This window comes from Burkholderia sp. 3C (genome assembly GCF_054589155.1).
This window is the reverse complement of sequence record NZ_BAAILN010000154.1, coordinates 45,367-66,572: the sequence shown is the minus strand read 5'-3', so window position 1 is coordinate 66,572 and position 21,206 is coordinate 45,367. Positions and strand designations below refer to the sequence as shown.

15 protein-coding genes and 1 pseudogene are annotated in these 21,206 nt (G+C 69.8%); 7 read left to right on the top strand and 9 right to left on the bottom strand.

The window, feature by feature from the left end; genetic code table 11:
• Positions 1 to 116, top strand: a 116-nt coding sequence (locus tag ACYP33_RS32450; RefSeq protein ID WP_459625299.1) for a hypothetical protein, incomplete at its 5' end; no start/stop codon positions are given.
• Between the two features lie 252 nt (positions 117 to 368).
• On the opposite strand, the gene ACYP33_RS32445 is transcribed toward ACYP33_RS32450, so the two are convergent.
• The 3 genes and pseudogenes from ACYP33_RS32445 to ACYP33_RS32435 form a co-directional block, all read right to left on the bottom strand.
• Positions 369 to 1,853 (bottom strand): efflux transporter outer membrane subunit, encoded by a 1,485-nt coding sequence (locus ACYP33_RS32445; protein WP_459625268.1) that lies wholly within the window; start codon positions 1,851 to 1,853, stop codon positions 369 to 371.
• A 360-nt stretch (positions 1,854 to 2,213) separates the two neighbouring features.
• Positions 2,214 to 3,572 (bottom strand): annotated as a pseudogene (locus ACYP33_RS32440) (efflux RND transporter periplasmic adaptor subunit); the annotation flags it as partial.
• 31 nt (positions 3,573 to 3,603) lie between these two features.
• Positions 3,604 to 6,834 (bottom strand): efflux RND transporter permease subunit, encoded by a 3,231-nt coding sequence (locus ACYP33_RS32435; protein WP_459625267.1) that lies wholly within the window; start codon positions 6,832 to 6,834, stop codon positions 3,604 to 3,606.
• Between the two features lie 278 nt (positions 6,835 to 7,112).
• On the opposite strand from ACYP33_RS32435, the gene ACYP33_RS32430 reads away from it, so the two are divergent.
• Complete coding sequence (locus ACYP33_RS32430; RefSeq protein ID WP_459625266.1) at positions 7,113 to 7,391, top strand: DUF4148 domain-containing protein; 279 nt, start codon at positions 7,113 to 7,115, stop codon at positions 7,389 to 7,391.
• Positions 7,392 to 7,472: 81 nt separating this feature from the next.
• Here the strand turns inward: ACYP33_RS32430 and ACYP33_RS32425 are convergent, their stop codons facing one another.
• The 3 genes from ACYP33_RS32425 to ACYP33_RS32415 all read right to left on the bottom strand — a co-directional run bounded on the left by ACYP33_RS32425 (position 7,473) and on the right by ACYP33_RS32415 (position 11,532).
• Positions 7,473 to 9,740: a TonB-dependent receptor gene (locus tag ACYP33_RS32425; RefSeq protein WP_414448390.1), complete on the bottom strand. Its 2,268-nt coding sequence runs from the start codon at positions 9,738 to 9,740 to the stop codon at positions 7,473 to 7,475.
• A gap of 536 nt (positions 9,741 to 10,276) precedes the next feature.
• Positions 10,277 to 10,705, bottom strand: a complete 429-nt coding sequence (locus tag ACYP33_RS32420; RefSeq protein WP_459625265.1) for a histidine kinase — start codon at positions 10,703 to 10,705, stop codon at positions 10,277 to 10,279.
• Between the two features lie 77 nt (positions 10,706 to 10,782).
• Positions 10,783 to 11,532 (bottom strand): COG4705 family protein, encoded by a 750-nt coding sequence (locus ACYP33_RS32415; protein ID WP_459625298.1) that lies wholly within the window; start codon positions 11,530 to 11,532, stop codon positions 10,783 to 10,785.
• A 274-nt stretch (positions 11,533 to 11,806) separates the two neighbouring features.
• On the opposite strand from ACYP33_RS32415, the gene ACYP33_RS32410 reads away from it, so the two are divergent.
• Positions 11,807 to 12,136: a DUF4148 domain-containing protein gene (locus tag ACYP33_RS32410; protein WP_459625264.1), complete on the top strand. Its 330-nt coding sequence runs from the start codon at positions 11,807 to 11,809 to the stop codon at positions 12,134 to 12,136.
• Between the two features lie 179 nt (positions 12,137 to 12,315).
• Here ACYP33_RS32410 and ACYP33_RS32405 read toward each other — a convergent pair whose 3' ends face one another.
• The 3 genes from ACYP33_RS32405 to ACYP33_RS32395 form a co-directional block, all read right to left on the bottom strand.
• Positions 12,316 to 15,378 carry an efflux RND transporter permease subunit gene (locus ACYP33_RS32405; RefSeq protein ID WP_459625263.1) on the bottom strand — a complete coding sequence of 1,021 codons (3,063 nt, stop codon included), beginning with the start codon at positions 15,376 to 15,378 and terminating at the stop codon, positions 12,316 to 12,318.
• Positions 15,375 to 16,478 (bottom strand): efflux RND transporter periplasmic adaptor subunit, encoded by a 1,104-nt coding sequence (locus ACYP33_RS32400; RefSeq protein WP_459625262.1) that lies wholly within the window; start codon positions 16,476 to 16,478, stop codon positions 15,375 to 15,377. Before ACYP33_RS32400 ends, ACYP33_RS32405 begins: the two co-directional genes overlap by 4 nt.
• An 81-nt stretch (positions 16,479 to 16,559) precedes the next feature.
• Complete coding sequence (locus tag ACYP33_RS32395; protein WP_459625261.1) at positions 16,560 to 18,032, bottom strand: TolC family protein; 1,473 nt, start codon at positions 18,030 to 18,032, stop codon at positions 16,560 to 16,562.
• Positions 18,033 to 18,265: 233 nt separating this feature from the next.
• Between ACYP33_RS32395 and ACYP33_RS32390 the strand changes: the two genes are divergently transcribed.
• From ACYP33_RS32390 to ACYP33_RS32375, 4 genes are all read left to right on the top strand, one after another.
• Positions 18,266 to 18,928 carry a response regulator gene (locus tag ACYP33_RS32390; protein WP_414441013.1) on the top strand — a complete coding sequence of 221 codons (663 nt, stop codon included), beginning with the start codon at positions 18,266 to 18,268 and terminating at the stop codon, positions 18,926 to 18,928.
• Positions 18,925 to 20,319 carry an ATP-binding protein gene (locus ACYP33_RS32385; RefSeq protein ID WP_459625260.1) on the top strand — a complete coding sequence of 465 codons (1,395 nt, stop codon included), beginning with the start codon at positions 18,925 to 18,927 and terminating at the stop codon, positions 20,317 to 20,319. The genes ACYP33_RS32390 and ACYP33_RS32385 overlap by 4 nt, the downstream gene beginning before the upstream one ends.
• Before the next feature lie 213 nt (positions 20,320 to 20,532).
• On the top strand, positions 20,533 to 21,042 hold the full coding sequence (locus tag ACYP33_RS32380; RefSeq protein ID WP_459625259.1) for a sigma-70 family RNA polymerase sigma factor: 510 nt from the start codon (positions 20,533 to 20,535) through the stop codon (positions 21,040 to 21,042).
• A 4-nt stretch (positions 21,043 to 21,046) separates the two neighbouring features.
• The coding region (locus tag ACYP33_RS32375) for a FecR/PupR family sigma factor regulator (RefSeq protein WP_459625297.1) at positions 21,047 to 21,206 on the top strand (160 nt) is incomplete at its 3' end.

Sequence of the window (21,206 nt, the reverse complement as noted above, 5' to 3'; positions counted from 1 at the left end):
GGCTCGGGCTGGCGATCGTGCGCACGATCGTCGAGCGCACCGGGGCGAGCATCGAGCTGGGCGATGTCGAGCCGAGCGGGTTGCGGGTGACGGTGACGTTGCCGCGGGCGGTATAAGCCGCCGGGCGCGGGCCGGGGCGGTTGGCGGGCGGTTTTTCCGGCGGCTTGCCGGATGCTCGTCGGGTGGCGACAGCCGTTGTGGGCGGGTTGCCGGCCGCTTGCAGGGGCTGCCTGCTACCGTGCCTCAGCCGCTTGCTTCCCGCCGTTCGCTGCCCGCCTGCTCTGCCCGCTCCCGAGCCTCAGCCGCTGACTTCCCGCCGCTCGCCGCTCGCCGCTTGCCGCCGCTGCCCGCTCCCGAGCCTCAACCGCTTACTTTCCACCGTTCGCCGCTGCCGGCGCATCCGTCCCCAACCCCTCCCATCCGCCGCCGAGCGCCACCGTCAGATCCACCGCCGCCGCGATCCGCTGCGCGTCGATCCGGTCGACCTGCTGCTGGTTCGACAGCGCGATCGTCTGCGCCGTCACCACGTCGAGATAACTGACCGCGCCCGCGTCGAAGCGGTTCGTGGTCAGCTTCAGCGCCAGGTCGGCGGCATCGGCCGCGCGCCGCGCGCTGTCGGCCTCCGAGGCCAGCGCGTGCAGCGTGCTCAGGTCGTCTTCCACCTGCTGGAACGCGCTCAACACGGTTTGCCGGTAGTCGGCCACGGCGCCGTCATATTGCGCGGTCGCGCCGTGCAGCGCGGCGCGGCGCCGGCCGCCGTCGAACAGCGTGCCGACCAGTTGCGGCCCGAGCGACCAGAACAGGCTCGGCGCGGTCAGCCATGGCCCGAACGCCGCGCTCTCCAGCCCGGCGCTGGCACTGAGCATCAGGTCGGGGAAGAACGCCGCGCGCGCCGCGCCGATCTGCGCGTTGGCGGCGGCGGTGCGCCGCTCGGCCGCCGCGATGTCGGGCCGCCGCTCCAGCAATTGCGACGGCACGCCGGGCGGAATCGCCGGCACCGTGAGCGCCTGCACGCGCGGGGCATTCGTAAACGTCGACGCGCTTTCGCCCACCAGCGTGGCGATCGCGTGTTGCAGGCGTGCGCGCTGCGCGCCGATGTCGGTGGCCTGGGTGCGCGCCGCTTCGTATTGCGCGCGAGCCTGGGCGACGGCCGAGGCGTCGATCGCGCCGTCGGCGAGCTGCTGTTCGAGCAGTTGCAGCGCGCGGCCGTAGGCGGTCACGGTGCGGTCGAGCAATTGCTGTTGCGTGTCGAGCGAGCGCAGCGCGAAGTAATCGGTGGCGAGTTGCGCGCCGATCGCGAGCCGCACCGCGGCCACGTCGGCCTCGCTGGCCGACGCGTTGGCTTGCGCATTGGCCACCGCGTCGCGAATCCGGCCGAACACGTCCGGCTCCCAGCTTGCGGAGACGCCGGCCATGTAATCGGTGGTGGTCTTGCCGGCCAGCGACGAGCCGGCCTTGTTCTGCGAGACGCGCGCGCGGTTCGGCGTGGCGCCGGCCGTGATGGTCGGCAGGAAGCCGGCGCGCTGCTCGGCCACGGTGGCGCGCGCGGCGTCGAGATCGGCCAGCGCGCGCTTGAGCGTCTGGTTCGACACGTCGACGCGCGCTTCGAGCCCGTTGAGGTCGGCGTCGCCGAACGCGGTCCACCACGGGCCGCGCGCGGCGGCGTCGGCGGGGGTGGCCACGCGCCAGCCCGGCTGCGCCAGCGGCGCGCCGGCGTAGGCGGCGGGCATGTCGACGCTCGGGCGTGAGTAGTCGGGCAGCGTCGAGCAGGCGCCGAGCGACAGCGCGGCGAGGGCGGCCGTCAGGGCCGCGACGAGGGTGCGGCGGGCGGGGTGGGGGCGCGGAGCGGACATGAGTGGGTGCGCCTTTTAGTGCTGGGTGGTGGGGGCGGCGGCGGCTGAGGTCGAGCCTGAGTTCGAGCCCGAAGCCGGTGCCGAGCCCGAGCCCGAAGCTGCCGAAGCTGCCGAAGCTGCCGAAGCTGCCGAACCTGCCGAACCTGCCGAACCTGCCGAACCTGCCGAACCTGCCGAACCTGCCGAACCTGCCGAACCTGCCGAACCTGCCGAACCTGCCGAACCTGCCGAAGCTGCCGAAGCTGCCGAACCTGCCGAAGCTGCCGAAGCTGCCGAAGCTGCCGAACCTGCCGAAGCTGCCGAAGCTGCCGAAGCTGCCGAAGCTGCCGAACCTGCCGAACCTGCCGAACCTGCCGAACCTGCCGAACCTGCCGAACCCGCCGAACCCGCCGAACCCGCCGAACCCGCCGAACCCGCCGAACCCGCCGAACCCGCCGAACCCGCCGAAGCACCCGACGCCCCCTCACCCGGCACCGCCGTACGCGTCGTCGCCGTCACGCTGACCATCGTGCCTGCCGCCAGCGAATCGCCCGGGTTGTCGATCACGCGATCGCCCGCGCCGATCCCGCCGACGATCTCGACGCGCGTGCCGAAATCGCGCCCGATCCGAACCTGCCGCAACGCCGTGCGTCCGTCCTGGCCGACCACCGCGACGGTCACGCCGTCGGGCCGGTACAGCAGCGCGCTGACCGGCAATTCGAGCGCCGGGCTGGCGCTGGCGATGCTCAAATGCGCCTGCGCATAGGCGCCCGGCATCAGCGTGCCGTCGCGGTTGTCCACGTCGATCTCGACGCGCAACGTGCGCGTGACCGGATCGATCGCGCCGCTGCTGCGCGCGACGCGGGCCGCGAAGCGCCGCCCCGGATATTGAGGAGAACCGAGGTAGACGCCGGTGCCGGTCGTCACGTTCGCGGCGCTGTCCTGCGGCACGTCGACGAACACGCGCAACGTATCGGTCTGCTGAACATGGAACAGCTCGCCCGTCTGGCCGGGCGAGCCCGGCGTGCCGCCCGCCGTCACCAGCGTGCCGACGTCGACGTTGCGCGCCGTGACCACCCCCGAGAACGGCGCGCTGACCGTCTCGAACGACACGAGCTGCGCCAGGTGCGCGACGTTCGCCTGCGCGGCCGCGAGCAGCGCGCGCTTGGCGTTCATGTCGGCCGACTTGGTGTCGGCGTCCTGCTGCGAGACCGATTGCGTCGTCAGCATCTGCTGCCAGCGCGCGGCCGTCGATTTCGCGTAATCGTAGTTGGCCTGCGCGACGGCCTCGTCGGCGCGCGCCTGCTTCAGTTGCGCGTCGAGATCGGGCGCGGCAATTTGCGCGAGCGTGTCGCCGGCCTTCACGTGCGCGCCGATGTCGGTCCGCCAGCGCGCGATGTAGCCGCTGGTGCGCGCGTAGATCGCGGCATCGGCGAACGGCGTCACCGCGCCCGGCAGGATCAGCTCCTGATCGGCCGGCGCCTGGCCGGGCATCACCACCGTGACGGGCAGCGCCTGCTGGGCCGCCACCTGCGTGTGCTGCGCGGCGCTCGCCGCCACGCGCGGCACGATGCCGGCGGCGAGCAGCGCGGCGAAGCCGGCCGCGAGCGCCAGCGGCAGCACGAGCGAGCGGCGGCGCGGCGGGGTGGCCGCGGCCTGGGCCGGAGCCTGCGCCTGAGCGTGGGAAGGCGCGGACGGCGGCGTGCGGTCGGCGGGATCGAAATCGTTCGTATCGTTCATGATCGGTAGGCGCGAAAGGGTAGCGGCGGGCTCAATGACGGCCGGCGGACGGAGCGGGATCGGCGGCGGGAGCGGCGGCGGGAGCGGCAGGAGCGGCCGGCGGCGCGGCGTCGCGCCGTTTCTCCAGCCAGGCGTGCACCATGCCGAACACCACCGGCACGAACAGCAGCGTGGACAGCGTGCCGAACGCCAGCCCGCCGATCACGGCGCGGCCGAGCGGCGCGTTCTGCTCGCCGCCGTCGCCGAGGCCCAACGCCATCGGCAGCATCCCGATCAGCATCGCCAGCGCCGTCATCACCACCGGGCGGAAGCGCGTGAAGCCCGCTTCGAGCGCGGCCTGCCACGGCGCCGCGCCGTCGCGCAGCATTTCGCGCGCCGCGTTGATCACGAGAATGCTGTTCGCGGTGGCGATGCCGATACACAGGATCGTGCCGGTCAGCGCGGGCACCGACAGCGTGGTGTGGGTGGCGAACAGCATCCACGCGATGCCGGCCAGCGAGGCGGGCAGGCCGCTGACGATCACGGCCGGGTCGAGCCACGACTGGAAGTTCACCACCATCAGCAGATAGACCAGCGCGATCGCGAACGCCAGCCCGGCCAGCAGGCCCGAGAACGACGTGTCCATCGCCTGCACCTGGCCGCGCAGCACGATCTTCGAGCCGGGCGGCAACTGGGCGCGCGCCGCGTCGACCAGCTTCGTCACGTCGGCAGCCACGCCGCCGAGGTCGCGCGCCTGCGTCGACGCATAGAGGTCGAGCACCGGCTGCACGTTGTAGTGCGACACCACCGCCTGCTGGCTTGCGCGCGCGAACGTGCCGAGCCCGCCTAGCAGGTTGCGCGGGGCCGCGCCGGCCGGCGTCGCGCCGGTGCCCGGCGGCGACGGCAGCGGCAGGTTGGCGAGCGACTGCAGCGAATCGATCGCGTATTGCGGCGCTTCGATCGCGATCGGGTAGCTCACGCCGTTGCTCGGGTCGAGCCAGAAATTCGGTGAGGTCTGCGAACTGCCCGACAGCGCGATCAGCAGGTTCTGCGAGACGTCGCGCTGCTGGAGGCCGGCCAGGATCGCGCGGGTGCGGTCCACGTTCACGTTGATGGCCGGCTCGTCGCCGGGCTGTTGAATCCGTGCATCGACGAGGCCCGGCACGCCGCGCAGTTGCGCGAGCAGGCGGTTGGCCACCTGGCGGTTCGCGTCGAGCCGGTTGCCGACGATCTGGATGTCGATCGGCGAGGGCAGCCCGAAGTTGAGGATCTGGCTGACGATGTCGGCCGGCAGGAACGCGAACGTGATGCCGGGGAACGCCTGCGTCAGCGCGTTGCGAAGCTCCGCCACGTACTGCGCGGTGGGGGGATGGCCGGCCTTCAGCGAGATCATCACGGTGGCGTCTTCGGTGCCGATCACGCCGCTCGAATCGTAGGTCAGGTTGATGCCGCTGACCGGCACGCCGATGTTGTCGAGCATCGAGGCGATCTGCGCCGGCGGGATGGTCGCGCGGATCTTCGCCTCGACCTCGTCGGTCAGGCGCGCCGTCTGCTCGATGCGCGTGCCGGTGGGCGCACGCAGGTGCAGGCGGATTTCGCCGGTATCCACGGCCGGGAAGAAATCGCGGCCCGCGAACGCGAACAGCGAGGTGGACGCCAGGCAGGCCAGCACGAAGCCGATCACCACCGCGCGGCGGTAACGGATCGCGCCGTCGAGCAACGCACGGTAGCGCGCGCGCACCGCCTCGAAGCGGCGCTCGAAGCGGCGCTGGAAGCGCGCGAAGCGGCCGGTGGCGGCGGGGTTCGGCGCGCGCAGCAGCCACATCGCGAGCGTCGGCACCAGCGTGCGCGAGAGCAGATACGACGCCGCCATCGCGAAGATCACCGCCTCGGCCATCGGCACGAACAGGTAGCGCGCCACGCCGGTCAGCAGGAACATCGGCGCGAACACGATGCAGATCGACAGCGTGGAAACGAAGGTCGGCACGGCGATTTCGCCCGCGCCGGTCAGGATCGCGTCCTCGAGCGGCGCGCCGCGTTCGAGGTGATGCGTGATGTTCTCGATCGCCACCGTGGCGTCGTCCACCAGAATGCCCACCGCGAGCGCGAGCCCGCCGAGCGTCATGATGTTGATGGTCTGGCCGAGCGCCGACAGCGCCAGCAGCGAACTGAGCACGGCCAGCGGGATCGACACCGCGATGATCAGCGTGGCGCGCCAGCTTCCGAGGAACAGCAGGATCATCAGCGCGGTCAGGCAGGCGGCGATCAGCGCCTCGCGGATCACCCCCTGGATCGCCGATTTCACGAACACCGACTGATCGCCGAGCGCCGTGATCTTCAGCGCCTTCGGCAGCCCGGCCGCGATCTGCGGCACCAGCGTCTTGACCTGCCCGATGATCGACAGCGTCGAGGCGCTGCCGGTTTTCTCCACCGTCAGCAGCGCGGCGCGCTTGCCGTCGGCGCGCACGATATTGGTTTGCGGCACGTAGCCGTCGCGCACGTGGGCCACGTCGCGCACGTAGATCACGTTGCCGTTGATGGCCTTTACCGGCAGGTTGTTCAGCGCGGCGATGGTCTGCGTGCTGCCGTTCATCTGCACGTTGTATTCGCGCGCGCCGATCTTGGCGGTGCCGCCGGGCAGGATCAGGTTCTGCGCGTTGACGGCGTTGACCACGTCGGATGGCGCGAGGCCCTTGGCCTGCAGCGCGCGCGGGTCGAGGTCCACCACGATCGAGCGCACCTTGCCGCCGTACGGCAGCGGCACCGACGCGCCCTGCACGGTCGCGAGCTGGGTGCGGATGAAGCTGTTGCCGAGGTCGTAGAGCTGCTGCTCGGGCAGCGTGGTGCTCGACAGCCCGAGCTGGAGGATCGGCACCGTCGAGGCGCTGTACGTGATGATGTTCGGCGGCAGCGTGCCGGGCGGCATCAGGCGCAGGATCGACGCGGAATTGCTGGCCGCCTGCGCGATCGCGCGGTTGATGTCCGCGCCGGGGTGGAAGAACACCTTGACCACCGACACGCCGTTCAGCGACTGCGATTCGATGTGCTCGATGTCGTCCACGTCGGACGTCAGCGCGCGTTCGTAGATCGAGGTGATCCGGTGCGCCATGTCCTCGGCCGACAGGCCGTTGTATTGCCAGACGATGCTGACGACGGGGATGTCGATGTTCGGGAAGATGTCGGTCGGCGTGCGCAGGATGGCGAGCGGGCCGCCGAGGGCGATCAGCAACGCGAGCACGACGAACGTATAGGGCCGGCGCAAGGCCAGCCGGACGATCCACATGGCGGTTCCTTCCGGGCAGGGGCAGGGGGAGCGGGGCGGCGTGGATGCCGCGACGGAAGGCGCCAGTGTGGTGGCGCGGCGGCGTCCCCGCTCTGACGCGCACATTACGAAAGCGTCATGTGCGCGGATTGCGGTTTTGTCATCCGATCGTCAAGTTCGCGGCAAGGCGCGGCGACCAGAATCGTTTCCGTCGGCCCGCTTTCCATTCCATCGCGCTGTATTCGATTGGGATTGCCAAGCATCGAGGCCGCTTTATCGACGGACGACGGAGGTGACTCATGAACAAGACGATTCGCGGGATCGCGGCGCTGGCCGCGGCAGGGATGGCTTCGCTGGCGCTGGCTGCACCGGCCATGGCCAAGGTGGACAACAACGGGCTGACGCGGGCGCAGGTGCATGCGCAACTGGTGGACGCCCAGCGCGACGGGCTGGTGCCGGCGCGCGACGGCGACTATCCGCCGTCGGCGCAATCGATCGAGCGCAGCCGCGAGCTGTACGCGATCTCGCATCACGCCGCATACAGCGAATCGGGCGCGCGTGCAGCGGCGAGCGAATGAAAAAAGCGGGCCGAGCCGCCCGCTTTTTCGTTTCGGATGCGCCGGAGCCAACCCGACGCCTGGTACTGCATGCCTTGAGGCTTACTGATAGAAGTTCATCGTCAGCATTGCCGAACGGCCCGGCGCCCACGATGCGTAGATCGGGTAGGCGGTCGCGAAGTACTTCTTGTCGAAGATGTTCTGCACGTTCAGTTGCAGGTCGATCGACTTGGTCACGTGGTACGTGGCCGCCGCATCGAAGCGCGCGTAGCCGGGTGTCCACTTGCTGGCGGTGGCGGCCACCGACGCGTAGGTCAGGCTGGAGATCGTTGCGCCCGCACCCACATTCAGCTTCGGCAGCGCGTCGTAGCTGGTCCACAGCGTGAAGTTGTGTTTCGGCACCATCACCATCGGCAGGCCGGAGGCGGTCGGGCTGCCCGGGCCGGCGTTGGTCGTGACGGCGTTCAGGTACGAGTAGCCGCCGAACACGTGCCACTTGCGCGTGACGTCGCCGGCAAAGCCGAACTCGAAGCCGCGCACCCGTTGCGAACCGGCGTTGACCGTGTGGCCCAGGCCGTCGGACACGCGGGCGTTGGTCTTGTCCGTCTGGAACAGCGCGGTGGTCAGCGACAGGCGCTGGTCGAGCACGTCCCACTTCGCGCCCACCTCGATGTTGCGCGAGCGTTCCGGCGCGAGATCCTGGTTGGTCGCGACCAGCTGATCGGTGCCGCCGCCGATGCCGGCGTTCGAGCCCGGCGGGTTCGACGAGGTGCCGTACGAGGTGTACAGGCTGACGGTTTCGATCGGCTTGAACACCAGGCCGAACTGATAGCTGAACAGGTTCGCCGTGTTGGTCAGGTCGGCCACGCCGGCCTGCTGGGCGCGCACGTCGTAGCGGTCGTAGCGCAGGCCCGCGTTGAAGCGCCAGCGCTCGGACAGGCGCACCGTGTCGAACAGGTAGGCCGACGCCATGTCGGTGCGGGTGTTGGTGGTCGGGCCGGGGAAGGTCTTGTCGCCGTTCAGCAGCAGGTTGCCCGTCCACGGGTTGTTCGGGTTCCAGCTGCCGAGCGGCGTGCAGTTGAACGCCACCGTGCACGGGCCGCCCGAGCGGATGTTGTTGCCCTTCGAATCGCTGACCAGATAGCCCTCGTAGCGGCTCTGTTCGTGGCTGAACTCGATGCCGCCCGTCAGCGTGTGCTCCATGCCGAACAGCGTGGCCTTGCCGGTCAGCTCGGTCTGGTTGGCGATGTTGTTGGTCGCGTACTTGCCGCTCTTGGCCTGCAGCGAAATGATGTTCGAGGTGGGCGAGGTCAACTGCGGGTTGGTGGCCACGTAGTCGAGCGTCGAGCGGCCCACCACCGTGGTGTTGCGCAGCTTCCAGCCGCCTTCGAGGCGATGCTCGACGCGCACTTCGGCGGTGTCGGTCTGGCCGTAGCGGTAATCGCGGTTGTTCTGCCCGTAGAACAGGCCGCGATCCGACTGCACCGGCGTGCCGCTCGCGCGGAACGGCACGCTGAAGTCGGGCATGTCATAGCTGTTCAGGTGGTAGTAGCTGACCGTCACCTGGGTCGGCGTGTTCAGGCCGAACGTGACCGACGGCGCGATCCCCCAGCGCTTGCTGTACACATCGGTGCGGCCGGCCTGGTCGGCGTCGTGGCCCATCACGTTCAGGCGCACCGCCGTGGTGTCGTTGAGCTTGCGGTTCACGTCGAGCGTGGCGCGCTTGTAGCTGTCGGTGCCGAAGCCGATGCTGCCGTTGGTGAAGTTGTCGTTCTTCGGCGCCTTGGTGACGATGTCGATGCTGCCGCCCACCGAGCCGCGCCCCGCATAGACCGAATCCGGGCCCTTGACCACGCTGATCTGCTCGATGTCGAACGTCTCGCGGTTTTGCACGCCCGAATCGCGCATGCCGTCCACGAAGATCGAGTTGCGCGATTCGAAGCCGCGGATCACCGGGCGGTCCGCCGACGGGTTCGCCGCCGCGTCGCCGCCGAGGAACGTGATGCCCGGCACCGTGCGCAGCGCGTCGGCGAAGGTCGTCACGTTTTTCTCGCGCATCACTTCCTCGGGAATCACCGTGACCGAGCGCGGCGTGTCGAGCAGCGGCGCGGTGAACTTGAACGAGGGCAGGGCGCGCGTCTGCATCTCCGCTTGCGCCTTGACGGACACGGTCGGCAGCGTGGCGCTGCGCGTTGTGGAGGACTGCGAAGCGCTTTGCGAAGCCGAAGCGGCGGGTACGGCGCCCGTCGAGGTGGTGGCAGGGGCGGCGGCCGGGGCGGTTTGCGCGACCGCGACGAGCGGCGCGAGGAACACGGTGCAGGCCAGGGCCGAAACGAGCGCGCGAGGCTTCGTATTGAGCGAAGTAGACATGGGCGAGAGGGCGGTGGTGTCGAAAAACGGCGTGTCGCGGGGGCAATCTCGCCCGCTGAATATTGATCTTAATGAGAATGATTCGTGATTGCGTTCCGGATTGTATTGATTTCGAAATGCTTTGTAAACGAATGTTGTAAAAAATCGACTCGACCATTCTTCTGAGCAAAATCAAGGCGGAACGGCGGTTTCCGGGCAATCGCGTGGTACGCGCGCGGGGTGGTGAAGAGAGGTGGGAAAGAATTGGCAAGAATGAATCGCCAGTGAATATGACGATTACGGATAGATGGCGCACGGTCGGCAGGGCGTCCCGGCATTGCGCTTCGAGCAAGTTTGTATTGCGGGTGGTGCGGCCGCCGTTAACGCCACGTTAACGTCGCGGCGCTCATGCTGCGTCTCCGTGCCGCGTTGGCGGCCACCGTCCACGCAGAGTGATTGGGGGAGCGGACGCATCTCGTGCGCTCCCCGTCTCACTCTTTTACGACCCGGCCTGCTGGCCGGGTCTTTTTTTGCCTGTGCGCGTGCCGATGCCCGCTTCAGGCCTTGCCGCCGGGCTGGTCCAGGGTGGCGAGCAAGGCCGCGAGCGCCTGCTTGCAGGCGGCCGCGTCGGGCTTGCTCGCGCGCAGGGCGGACAGCGCGTGGTCGATCGCGTCATCCACGCGGTGCCAATCGGCGGCGGCGCGCGGCTTCAGCGACGGCTCGGCGCCGTCCCACTTCGTTTCGAGATCCTTGATGCGCGCCTTCGCGCCGGGCAGGTTGCCGGCGTCGACGAGCTTCGCCGTGTCGGCGGCGATGGTGCGGAAGCCGGACAGATCGCCGAGCTTCGACGGCGCGGCGGTGGCGGCCTGGGCCGCTTGTGCGCCGGGGATCGCGCCGGGCACGAACGGCAGCGCGACGAAGGCGCCGAACGACAGCGCGACGGCGAGCAGGGGCGTGGACAGATGACGGATGGTGCGGGAATGCATAGCAGGACTCCTGATGAATGGGCGGCCGGCGGGCCGCCGATGAACAAGCGAATGAATGACCGAAGGCAGCGAACCGATCAGGCTGCCGCGCTGGAAGACCCGCCGCGCCGGTGCGCGATGCTCAACGCGCCCACCAGCAGCACGATCACGACCAGGAACGCGAGGCTCGTATACACCGTGCCCCAGCCGAGGCCGCCGTATTCGCGCGCCTGCGAGAGCAGGTCGCCGAGCGAGGCGCCGAGCGGACGCGTCAGCACGTAGGCGATCCAGAACGCCAGCACGCGCGGCATGCCGAGCCAGGCCGCGAAGCCGGTCAGGGCGATCAGCGCCGCGCAGGCCAGCACGCCGAGCTGGAAGCCCATGCCGAGCGCCTCGGTGGCCAGGTCGCCGGCCGCCGTGCCGAGCGCGAACGTCAGCAGGATCGCGGCCCAGTAGAAGGTTTCGCGGCGCGTCGTGACGATCGTCTCGAACGACAGCGTGCCCTCGACGCGATACCAGATCGCGAATGCAGCGGCCAACGCCACGGCGAAGCAGGCGCTGCTGGCATGGAGGCTGACGTGCAGGCCGTCGGTCAGCGCGTCGGTGATCTGCGTGCCGACCACGCTGACCAGCACCACGTTGAGCCAGTAGATCCACGGCACGTAGGCGCGGGTGCGGAACTGCGCGGTCAGCGCCGCCGCGAGCAGGAGCAGCATCACCCCGCCCGTGATCGCGGTGCCCAGGCCGACGTTGACGGCCAGGTAATCCGCGCCGGTTTCGCCGACGGTGGTGGTGAGTATCTTGATCACCCAGAAGGCGAGCGTGACGGGCGGTACTTTATTGAGCATCCGGGCGGCGTCGCCGGTGCGGGGCGTTGTCATCGAAATCACGGGAGTCTCCACGGTCGCGTGCGCGATCCGGGCGGACCGCGACGCCACTGTGCCGCCGCGCAGCTTAAGCGAAGCTTACGAAGTCATTTCTGTTGCGAGGGCGTCGCCGTTAAGGTCGAGTTAACCGCGAACCCGGAAGATGGGTCGTGGATGTCGAGCGAGGTGCTCGCTGCATTGACTGCCGATTCGTTCGCATCCCTTTTCTTCTGGAAATTACAAAGGAATCCATATCATGAAAAAGCGGCTTGCCTCGATCCTTGCCTTCTCCGCGCTTGCCTCGGTCGGCGTTGCCCATGCCGACGTCACGCATCTGACCTCGCGCGACAGCGTGAAATCGGAACTGGTGCGCCTTGAACAGGTGGGCTACAACCCGGCGCACAAGTCGGACAATTATCCGAACGACATTCAAGCCGCCGAAGCGAAGCTCCACGCGCAGGATGCGATGGCCGCCAATGGCGCGCCGCGCGATACGTCGGGTTACGGCTATGCGCCGGCCGGGACGTCGCAAGGCGGCACGGTGGCGCATCTGGGCGATCGCGACGGGTTGTATACGCATCACTGATGGCGGCGTGCCGTTTCATCCAGCCGCGCGACGCGCGACCGGGCCTCATCGGCCCGGCCCGCGTCAGGTTTCCGAAGTGTGTCGATGCTGCCGTCAGGCAGTTGAACTGAAAGGCCCCGAAGTCGCTTGCACGACGACGGGGCCTTGTCGTTTCATCGGCAGCCGGAAGCCGGCGGCCGTCAATCGCTGCGGCCCCCACCTTGCACCCGCAACAACATCCGCAACACCACCGGCAGCACCACCAGCACCAGCGGCAACTGCACCACCAGCCCCGAAATGATCGCGACCGCCAGCGGCTGCTGCATCGCCGAGCCCTGCCCCAGCGCGAACGCCAGCGGCAGCAGCGCCAGGATCGCGGCGATGGTGGTCATCGCGATCGGCCGCAGCCGGTTGCGGCCGGCGAGGATCAGCGCCTCGTCCACCGGCATGCCGTCCTCGTGCACCAGCGAGCGGAACTCGGACACGTAGAAGATCGCCACCTCGGTCACGATGCCGATGATCATCGTCATCCCCATCATCGCGGAGATGTTCAGCTCGATGCCGGTCAGCCACAGCCCCACGAACACGGCGCCAGCCGCGAGCAGCGGCATCGCCAGCACGGCCAGCGCGATGCGCAGCCGCTCGTACAGGAACAGCAGCAGCGCGAACACCAGCGCGAGCGCGGCGCCGAACACGGCCAGCAGCCCGCGAAACGCGATCTGCTGCTGCTGATACAGCCCGCCCAGCTCGTAGTACACGCCTGGCGGCAGCAGCGACGGCGTGGCGAGTGCGTGCTGCACGTCGGCGATGGTCGAGCCGAGGTCGCGGCCGTCGATGCGCGCGGTCACGGCCACCATCCGCTTGAGGTTGTCGCGGCTGATCTCGGGCTGGCCGCTGACGGTTTCGGGCGTGGCCACGCGCGACAGCGCGAACAGGTGCCCGTCGGGCGCGCGGATCGACAGCCGGCCGAGTTCGGTATCGGTCAGGCGCCGCGCGCCGGCCACCTGCACGCGCACGCCGATCGTCTTCGGCCCGACCTGGTATTGCGTGGCGACGCTGCCCTGCACCATGTCCGACACTTGCTGCGCGATGGCCTGCGGGTCCACGCCCTCGGCCGCGGCGGCGTCGGCGCGAATGCGCAGGTCGAGCGCGTCGCCGGCCGGGTTGATGCCGTCGTTCACGTCGACGATGCCGGGGATCTTGCCGATCTGCGCGGCCACATGCTGCGCGGTGGCGTCGAGCACGGCGGTGTCGTCGGCGTAGATCTTGATCTGCACCGGCTGCGGCACGGCGGTCAGGTCGCCGATCAGATCCTCCATCAACTGCGCCAGCTCGATGCTGACGCCGGGCACCTGCGCGTCCACCTGGGTGCGGATTTCCTCCATCACCTTGTCGATCGGCTCGCGGTCGCCCGACTTCAGGCGGATGAAGAAGTCGCCCTTGTTCGGCTCGTTGAGATCGCCGCCGAGGCCCGCGCCGGTGCGTCGCGAATAGGTATCGACGTTCGGGTTGGCACGCACGATGGTTTCGATCTGCTTCATCAGCCGATCCGTTTCGGTCACCGAAGTACCGGGCGCGGTGTGATAGTCGAGCACGAAACCGCCTTCGTCCATCGACGGCATGAAGCCGCTGCCCACCTGCGTATAGGCGAACGCCGAGGCGGCCAGCAGCGGCACCACGCCGAGCAGCACCAGCAGCGGCCGCGCGCTCACGCGCGTCACCAGCGCCAGGTAGCGGCGGTTCAGCCAGCCGCCGAGCCGCGTTTCGGGATGTTCCTCGGCATCCTTGGCAGTCAGCCAGCGGTCGCAGAGGATTGGAATCGCCAGCCAGGTGACGAGGAACGAGATCAGCAGCGCGCTGGCCATCGTCACGGACAGCGCCTTGAAGAACGCGCCGGTCACGCCCGACAGGAACGCCAGCGGCACGAAGATGATCAGCGTGGCGGCCGACGAGCCGGCCAGCGGGCGCGTGAATTCGAGCGCGGCGCGCATCACGCGGCCGTGGAAGCCATGTTCGTTCGGCTCGCGCATGCGCCGTGCGATGTGCTCGATCATGACGATCGCGTCGTCGATCACGAGGCCCACTGCCGCGGCCATGCCGCCGAGCGTCATGATGTTGAAGCCCATGCCGGCCACCTTCAACAGCAGGATGGTGGCGGCCATCACGATCGGCACGAGCGCCACGGCGATCAGCGTGATCTTGATGTTGCGAAGGAATACGAACAAGGTGGCGGCGGCGAGCAGCACGCCGATCAGGATCGCGTCGCGCACGCTCGACGCCGAGGCCACCACCAGTTCGCTCTGGTCGTACCAGTTCGCGAGATGCACGCCGGGCGGCATCTGTTTGGCGAAGCCGGCGAGCTTGGCGCGGATCTCGCCGGCCATCGCCACGCTGTTCGCGCCGGGCTGCTGGTAGACGTTGACGAGCACGGCATCGCGGCCGTCGGCGGTCACGCGGATCCACTGCGGAACCACGCCGCGCGTGACGCTGGCCACGTCGCCGAGCCGCACCTGCGTCGCGCCGCTGGTGGACACCACCACGTCGCGCAGCGCATTCAGGCCGCTGAACGCCGCATCGGCCACCACCAGATAGAGCTTGTCGTGATCCTCGATGCGGCCGGTCGCCATCAGCACGTTGCCCGCGCCCACCGCGCGCGACACGTCGGCCACCGACAGCTTGTAGGCCGCCAGCCGCTGCGGATCGACGGCCACCTGCAGTTCGTCCTGCGCGCCGCCCGTCACGTCCACGCGCGCCACGCCGCCCACCGCCGACAGCAGCGGGCGCAACTGGAACTGCGCGAGATCGCGCAACTGCGACAGCGATTGGGTGGTCGAGGTCAGGCTGTAGGCGATCACCGGGAACACGGTCGGGTCCATCCGGCGCACCTGCATGCTGGTGCCGGGCGGCAATGTCGACATGATTTCGGCGATCGCGGCCTGTGCCTGCAAGGTGGCCTGCGCCATGTCGGTGCCCCAGCCGAAGTTCAGCGAGATCTCGGCCGCGCCGCGGCTCGTCTTCGATTCGACATCCTGAACATTGGGCACGCGCCGCAACGCTTCTTCCACCGGCATCGTGACCAGCGCGGCCATCTGTTCGGCCGGGCGGTCGCCGGCGTCGAGCGACACCACCGCGCGCGGGAACGCCACGTTCGGGAACAGCGAGATCGGCAACTGCATTGCGGTCAGCGCGCCGGCGATCGCGAGCAGCGCGATCACGAACAGCAGCGAGCGGCGGTGCGCCTGCATCCATTGGCCTGCGTTCATCGCTTGACGCCCCCGGTGGTGCGCACGGCCGCGCCGTCCGTCAGTTCGTAGTTGCCCGACACCACGATCGGCCAGTCGGCGTGCAGCGGGCCGTCCACGCCGTAGCCCTGCTCGTTCTCGACGCGCGCGGCGACGGCGATGCGATGCGCGCGCGCGTCGGGGCTGACCTGGAACAGCCACGCGCCCTTCGCGTCGCGCAGCACGGCCGCGCGCGGCACGATCCACCAGGTGCCGGAGTTCGCCGCGATGTCGGCGCGCACGCGGGTGCCGGGCAGCAGCGCGCTGCCGGCCAGCGGCACGGCCGCGCCCACATCGACGAGCTGGCTTTGCGGATCGATCGACGCGCCCACCACCGTGATGCGGCCCGTGACGGGCGCGCCGGCGCGGGCGGACAGGCCGGCGAGTTTGACCGTGTCGCCCGGATGCAGCGAGGCGGCATCGGCCGGCTCGACGCCGAGCATGACGTTGGCGGCGGCCTTGGCCGCGTCGTTGCCGTTGCCGGCGCTCACGCCCACCAGTTGCGCGAGCGCCGTGCCGGCCTGGATCTGGTCGCCGGGTGTCGCGCTGATCTGCGACACCACCGCGTCGGCGGAGGCGGCCACGGTATGCGGGCCGGCGGCGATGCCGAGCCGCGCCTGCGCATCGAGCGCCTGCCGCGCATCGGTATCGGCCTTGCTGGCGGCGGCCAGTTGCGAGGCGGTGGCGAGGCCGTCGTGCAGCATCGCCTCGGTGCGCATGCGTTCGTCGCGCGCCAGCTTGGCGGCGCTTTGCGCCTGCGCGAGCGCGGTCACGGCGGCCGGATCGGCCTCGACCACGAACAAGCCCGCGCCGCGCGCGACGCGCTGGCCCGGTTGCACGAGCACGCGCGTGACGCGCGCCACGTAAGGCAGGCTGACGGTGACGGCGTTTTCGGCCGAGGCGGCCACCACGCCGTAGGAGCGGATCTGGTTCGACGCCTGGCCGCGCGTGACATGCGCGAGTTCGACGGTCACCGTGGGGTGTGTGTCGGCGTGGGCGAGGGCGGGAGCGAGCAGCGTGGCCAGGGTCGCGGTCAGCACGGCGAGGTGCGGCGCGGCGCGGAAATGCGATGAGAAGGGCATGGGCGGAATCGGTTGCAAGGTCGGGAGGGCGAGAGGGCGCGCGGCGCGGCCGCGCATCGGTCGGCGCTTAACGGGCAGCATTCAACGGGCGGCTAGCGGCGGCTCGGTATCGGTCGGAGCGTGGAGGGTTGGCGATCCTGACGAATCGGACGGCGCACCGGGGTCGGGAATCGCCGCGCCGAGCATCGCCTGCAGGCCGATGCGTTGCTCGGCCAGCGCTTCCTGCTGGGTGGCCGCGTCGATGCGCCGGGCCAGCGCGGCGGTGGCGGCGTCGGTCATCTGTTGCAACGTGATGTCGTGCGTGGCGTAGGCGCTGCGCGCGCGTTGCCCGGCGGCGTCGAGCGCGGGCAGCGCCGCTTCGGCGCGCGCCAGTTGCGCGGCCGACAGCGCCGTGTCGGCGCGCAGGTGGGCGATGTCGGCGTAGGCCGCGTTCAGGCGCGTGGCGTATTCGTCGGCGAGGCGCTGGCGGGTGGCCGTCTCGATCGCGATATTGCCGCGATTGCGGTTGAACACCGGCAGCGAGAAGTTGATCTGGAAGCCGCTCGAATAGATCTCCGAGGTATCGCGCGAGCGGTTGAAGCCCACCTGCAGGCTCGGGAACTGGTTCAGCACCGCCGCGCGCAGCTTCTGCTCCTGCGCGGCGTAGCCGGCCTCCAGCGCGATCAGGTCGGGGCGGCGCGACGGCAGCGCGGCCACGGCGGCATCGAGCGTCGCATCGGGCAGCGGCGCGATCGTGTCGCTGCCGGTCAGCGTCAGCGTCACGTCGGGCGCCAGGCCGAGCAGCAGGTTCAGATCGTGATGCGTCTGCGCCTGCGCGTGGCGCATGTCGTTCGCCTGCCTGGTGGCGTCGGCGTAGGCCAGTTGCGCGGCGGTGGCCACGTCGTCGGTGGTGTCGTGGCGCGCGATCGCGCGCTGCGTCTGGTCGAAGCGGGTGCGGGCCAACTCGCGCTGCGCGTCGAGCAGCGGCAGCATCGCCGCCTGGAAGCGCGCCTTCACGAACAGTTGCTTGGCCTGCACCACCACCTGCCATTCCTGCCACAGCAGCGCGAGGTCGGTCTTGCGTGCGGCCGCGTCGGCGGCCTTGCGGTTCGCGCCGCGCGTGACGATCGCCATCACGTCCATCGCCAGGCCATACGCGAACGCGCGGCCCAGCCCGACCTGGCCGGGGTAGTCGCTCGACACGCTGATCTGCGGGTCGGGCAGCAGGCCCGCCGCGAACGCCTGCGCGTGGGCGATGCCGAGATCGTCGCGGGCGAGGCGCAGGTCGGGGTTGTTGGCCACGGCCAGCATCGCCACTTCGTCGATGTCGAAGCCGTCGCTCGGATCGAAGCGATGCGCGGCGAGCGCGGGCGAGGGCATGGCGGCCGGATCGATGGTGAGGCGGGCGAGGCCGGCGGTGGTGGTGAAGCTGGCTTGCCGCGCGAGCGGCTGCGGCCGGTACGACACGCAACCCGCTGTGAGCAGCAGGCACGCGGCGGCCAGCGCGCCGAGCATCCGCCTGGCGTGACGGTGCGGTTCGGGGCGGCGCACCGGATGAGGACGGACTCGGGGCAATCTGGGCTCCTTGGGATCGGCGATGACGAGTGGCGGATTGTCGGAGGGCCAGCATTAAGGGAGCCTTAACAATCGGTGCCGGGTCGCGGCGGCGCCACGGGTGCGACAGCGCGCCGCTCGGGCCCTTGGCGCGGGGCCGGCGATGCTAAGGCGGCGCTAAGGATCGGCTGCCTAAGATTCGTGTTTATCGAGCGCCCGAGTTGCGGGCGCGACATGTTTACGGAACAGGCACCATGCGCGTATTGCTCGTCGAGGACGATCCGCTGATCGGCAGCGGGCTGGAAGAAGGACTCCGCCACGAAGGCTTCGCGGTGGACTGGGTGCGCGACGGCGATGCGGCCACGCTCGCGCTGCGCACCACGCCGTACGGGCTGCTGCTGCTCGATCTCGGGTTGCCCGGCAAGGACGGCCTGGCGCTGCTGACCTCGCTGCGCCGCCGCGACGATGCGCTGCCCGCCATCGTGATCACCGCGCGCGACGCCGTGACCGACCGCATCGCCGGGCTCGACGCGGGCGCCGACGACTATCTCGTCAAGCCGTTCGTGCTGGAAGAACTGCTGGCGCGCATCCGCGCCGTGAACCGCCGCCACGCGGGCCGCGCGCAGACCACGCTGTCGGCCGGCGCGCTGCGGCTCGATCCGGCGCGTCATCAGGTCTGGCTGTCGGGTGACGAGGTTGCGCTGTCGCCGAAGGAATTCGTGATGCTGCACGAGCTGATGGTCGAGCCGGGCGCGGTGATCTCGCGCGAGCAGTTCGAGGAGCGGCTCTATAGCTGGGGCGAGGAAATCGAGAGCAACGCCGTGCAGGTGCATATCCACAACCTGCGCAAGAAGCTCGGCCATGTCGCGATCCTGACGGTGCGCGGCGTGGGCTACCGGATCGGCGAGGCGGCATGAGCGCGTCGCCCGTGCGCCGGCTCGTCACGTCGCTGCGGGGCCGGCTGCTGATGTGGCTGCTGCCCGCCGCCTGCGTGGTCGGGTTGCTGGCGAGCGCGGGCACCTACTGGGCCGCCGTGCGCGAGCTCGATTTCCTGCTCGACGATCAGTTGCGCAGCGTGTCGCAACAGGTGGAGATCAACCAGCACGGCCTGCCCGCGTTCGCCGGCCACGGCGGCATCGCGGCGCCTGTGCGCAAGCTCAACGACGCCGACGACGTGGTGCTGCAACTCTGGCGCGACGGCCAACTGGCGTTCACGACCGACCCCGGCATCGTGCTGCCGCCGCCCGGGCCGCCGGGGCTGGCCACGCTCGAGGCCAACGGACAAAGTTGGCACACCTACATACGCGAGAGCGGCGGCACGATGATCCGCGTCGCGCAGCCGCGCACCGCGCGCTGGGATGCGCTGGCGCGCATCGCCATCCATCTGCTGTGGCCGGTGCTGTCGCTGCTGCCGTTGCTCGCGATCGCGCTGTGGTTCGGCGTCGGCTACGGGCTGCGGCCGTTGAAGATGATCGCGGAAGGCCTGCGTCAGCGTCACGCCACCCACCTCGATCCGCTCGATACCGAAGCCGTGGCCGACGAGGTCAAGCCGCTGGCCGGCGCGATCAACGATCTGCTCGGCCGGCTCGACGAATCGTTCACGCTGCAACGGCATTTCATCGCCGACGCCGCGCACGAACTGCGCACGCCGATCATGGGCCTGTCGATCCAGGCGCAATTGCTCGGGCGCGCGACGAGCGATGCCGAGCGTGCGCGCATCGTCGCGCAGATCCAATCCGGCGCGACGCGGCTCGGCCATCTCGCCGAACAGTTGCTGACGCTGGCGCGGCTCGAACCGCGTCACGGCCCCGATGCGCAGGCGGCCGCGCATCGCAGCGTGGATCTCGCGGCGCTGGCGCGCTCGGTGGTCGGCGATCGCGCGCGGCTGGCCGATGCGCAGCAGGTGGATCTCGGCGCGGTGGGCGAGGGCGCGCTGCCGGTGCCCGGCAATGCCGACACGCTGCGCGTGCTGCTCAACAACCTGGTGGACAACGCGATCCGCTATGCGGGCGCCGGCGCCAGCGTGGACGTGCGCACGCGCCGCGCCGCCGACGGCGTGGCTGTCATCGAGGTGTGCGACACCGGCCCCGGCATCCCGGCCGCCGAGCGCGCGCGCGTGTTCGAGCGCTTCTATCGCGGCGTGGGCGCGCAGGGCGTGGCCGAATCGGGCAGCGGGCTCGGGCTGTCGATCGTCAAGCGCATCGCCGAGCAGCATCACGCCTCCGTGCGGCTCGGCGACGGCCCGGCCGGGAGCGGGCTGGCCGTGGAGATCCGCTTCGACGGCGCGGCCGAAACCATCGCCGCCTGAGCCCCGCGCGGGCCGCCCGGCCCGCTTGTTGACGCGCCTTCCGTTCGCGAAGGCCGCCGCGCACGTTGTCCGACACCGCCCTTACGCCTGTCTCGTTCTCGCCGCAACACCCCGGCATCGTCAGATTTATTTCGAGATATTTATTGTTGTTGTATATAATAATCATTCTCATTTACCTGATGAAACGCGTTACGCCCAGCCCGGGAACGTCCGATGTCGGCCAACAAACTGCTCCTGCACAGCGAAGTCGATGCGCTTTACAGCGGCCATCACGCATGGCTTCAGCGCTGGCTCGGCCGCAAGCTCGGCTGCGCGCATCGCGCCGCCGATCTCGCCCACGACACGTTCTTGCGCCTGCTCGCGCGCGAGGAACCGATCCGCGCCGAGGAGCCGCGCGCGTTCCTGACCACGGTGGCGCAGCGCGTGCTGTACAACCACTGGCGGCGCGAGCAGCTCGAACAGGCCTACCTGGAAGCGCTGGCTGCCCAGCCCGAGCCGGTCGCGCCGTCGCCCGAGACGCGCGCGCTGCTGCTTGAAGCCCTGCTCGAAATCGACCGCCTGCTCGACGGCCTGCCGGTGGCCGCCAAGCGCGCGTTCCTGCTGGCCCAGCTCGACGGCCTGACGCAGACGGAGATCGCCGCCGAGCTGGGCATCTCGCTCGCCACGGTCAAGCGCCATCTGGTCAAGGCCGCCGCGCAGTGCTTCTTTGCGATGACGGTGTGAGCCGATGAGCCTCGACGGACGGCCGGCGATCCCGCCGGACATCGCGCGGCGCGCGGTGCAATGGTGGGTGGATCTGCAAGACGGCGGCGCGCGCGACGCGGCGCTGCAGGCCGGCTTCGAGCGCTGGCGCGCCGAGCATCCGCTGCACGAGGCGGCCTGGCGGC

Excerpts from the sequence above, each read along its gene's own strand:
- ACYP33_RS32445 (WP_459625268.1), bottom strand. The coding sequence starts at position 1,853 with ATGTCCGCTCCGCGCCCCCACCCCGCCCGCCGCACCCTCGTCGCGGCC.
- ACYP33_RS32435 (WP_459625267.1), bottom strand. The coding sequence starts at position 6,834 with ATGTGGATCGTCCGGCTGGCCTTGCGCCGGCCCTATACGTTCGTCGTG.
- ACYP33_RS32430 (WP_459625266.1), top strand. The coding sequence starts at position 7,113 with ATGAACAAGACGATTCGCGGGATCGCGGCGCTGGCCGCGGCAGGGATG.
- ACYP33_RS32425 (WP_414448390.1), bottom strand. The coding sequence starts at position 9,740 with ATGTCTACTTCGCTCAATACGAAGCCTCGCGCGCTCGTTTCGGCCCTG.
- ACYP33_RS32420 (WP_459625265.1), bottom strand. The coding sequence starts at position 10,705 with ATGCATTCCCGCACCATCCGTCATCTGTCCACGCCCCTGCTCGCCGTC.
- ACYP33_RS32415 (WP_459625298.1), bottom strand. The coding sequence starts at position 11,532 with ATGCTCAATAAAGTACCGCCCGTCACGCTCGCCTTCTGGGTGATCAAG.
- ACYP33_RS32410 (WP_459625264.1), top strand. The coding sequence starts at position 11,807 with ATGAAAAAGCGGCTTGCCTCGATCCTTGCCTTCTCCGCGCTTGCCTCG.
- ACYP33_RS32405 (WP_459625263.1), bottom strand. The coding sequence starts at position 15,378 with ATGAACGCAGGCCAATGGATGCAGGCGCACCGCCGCTCGCTGCTGTTC.
- ACYP33_RS32400 (WP_459625262.1), bottom strand. The coding sequence starts at position 16,478 with ATGCCCTTCTCATCGCATTTCCGCGCCGCGCCGCACCTCGCCGTGCTG.
- ACYP33_RS32390 (WP_414441013.1), top strand. The coding sequence starts at position 18,266 with ATGCGCGTATTGCTCGTCGAGGACGATCCGCTGATCGGCAGCGGGCTG.
- ACYP33_RS32385 (WP_459625260.1), top strand. The coding sequence starts at position 18,925 with ATGAGCGCGTCGCCCGTGCGCCGGCTCGTCACGTCGCTGCGGGGCCGG.
- ACYP33_RS32380 (WP_459625259.1), top strand. The coding sequence starts at position 20,533 with ATGTCGGCCAACAAACTGCTCCTGCACAGCGAAGTCGATGCGCTTTAC.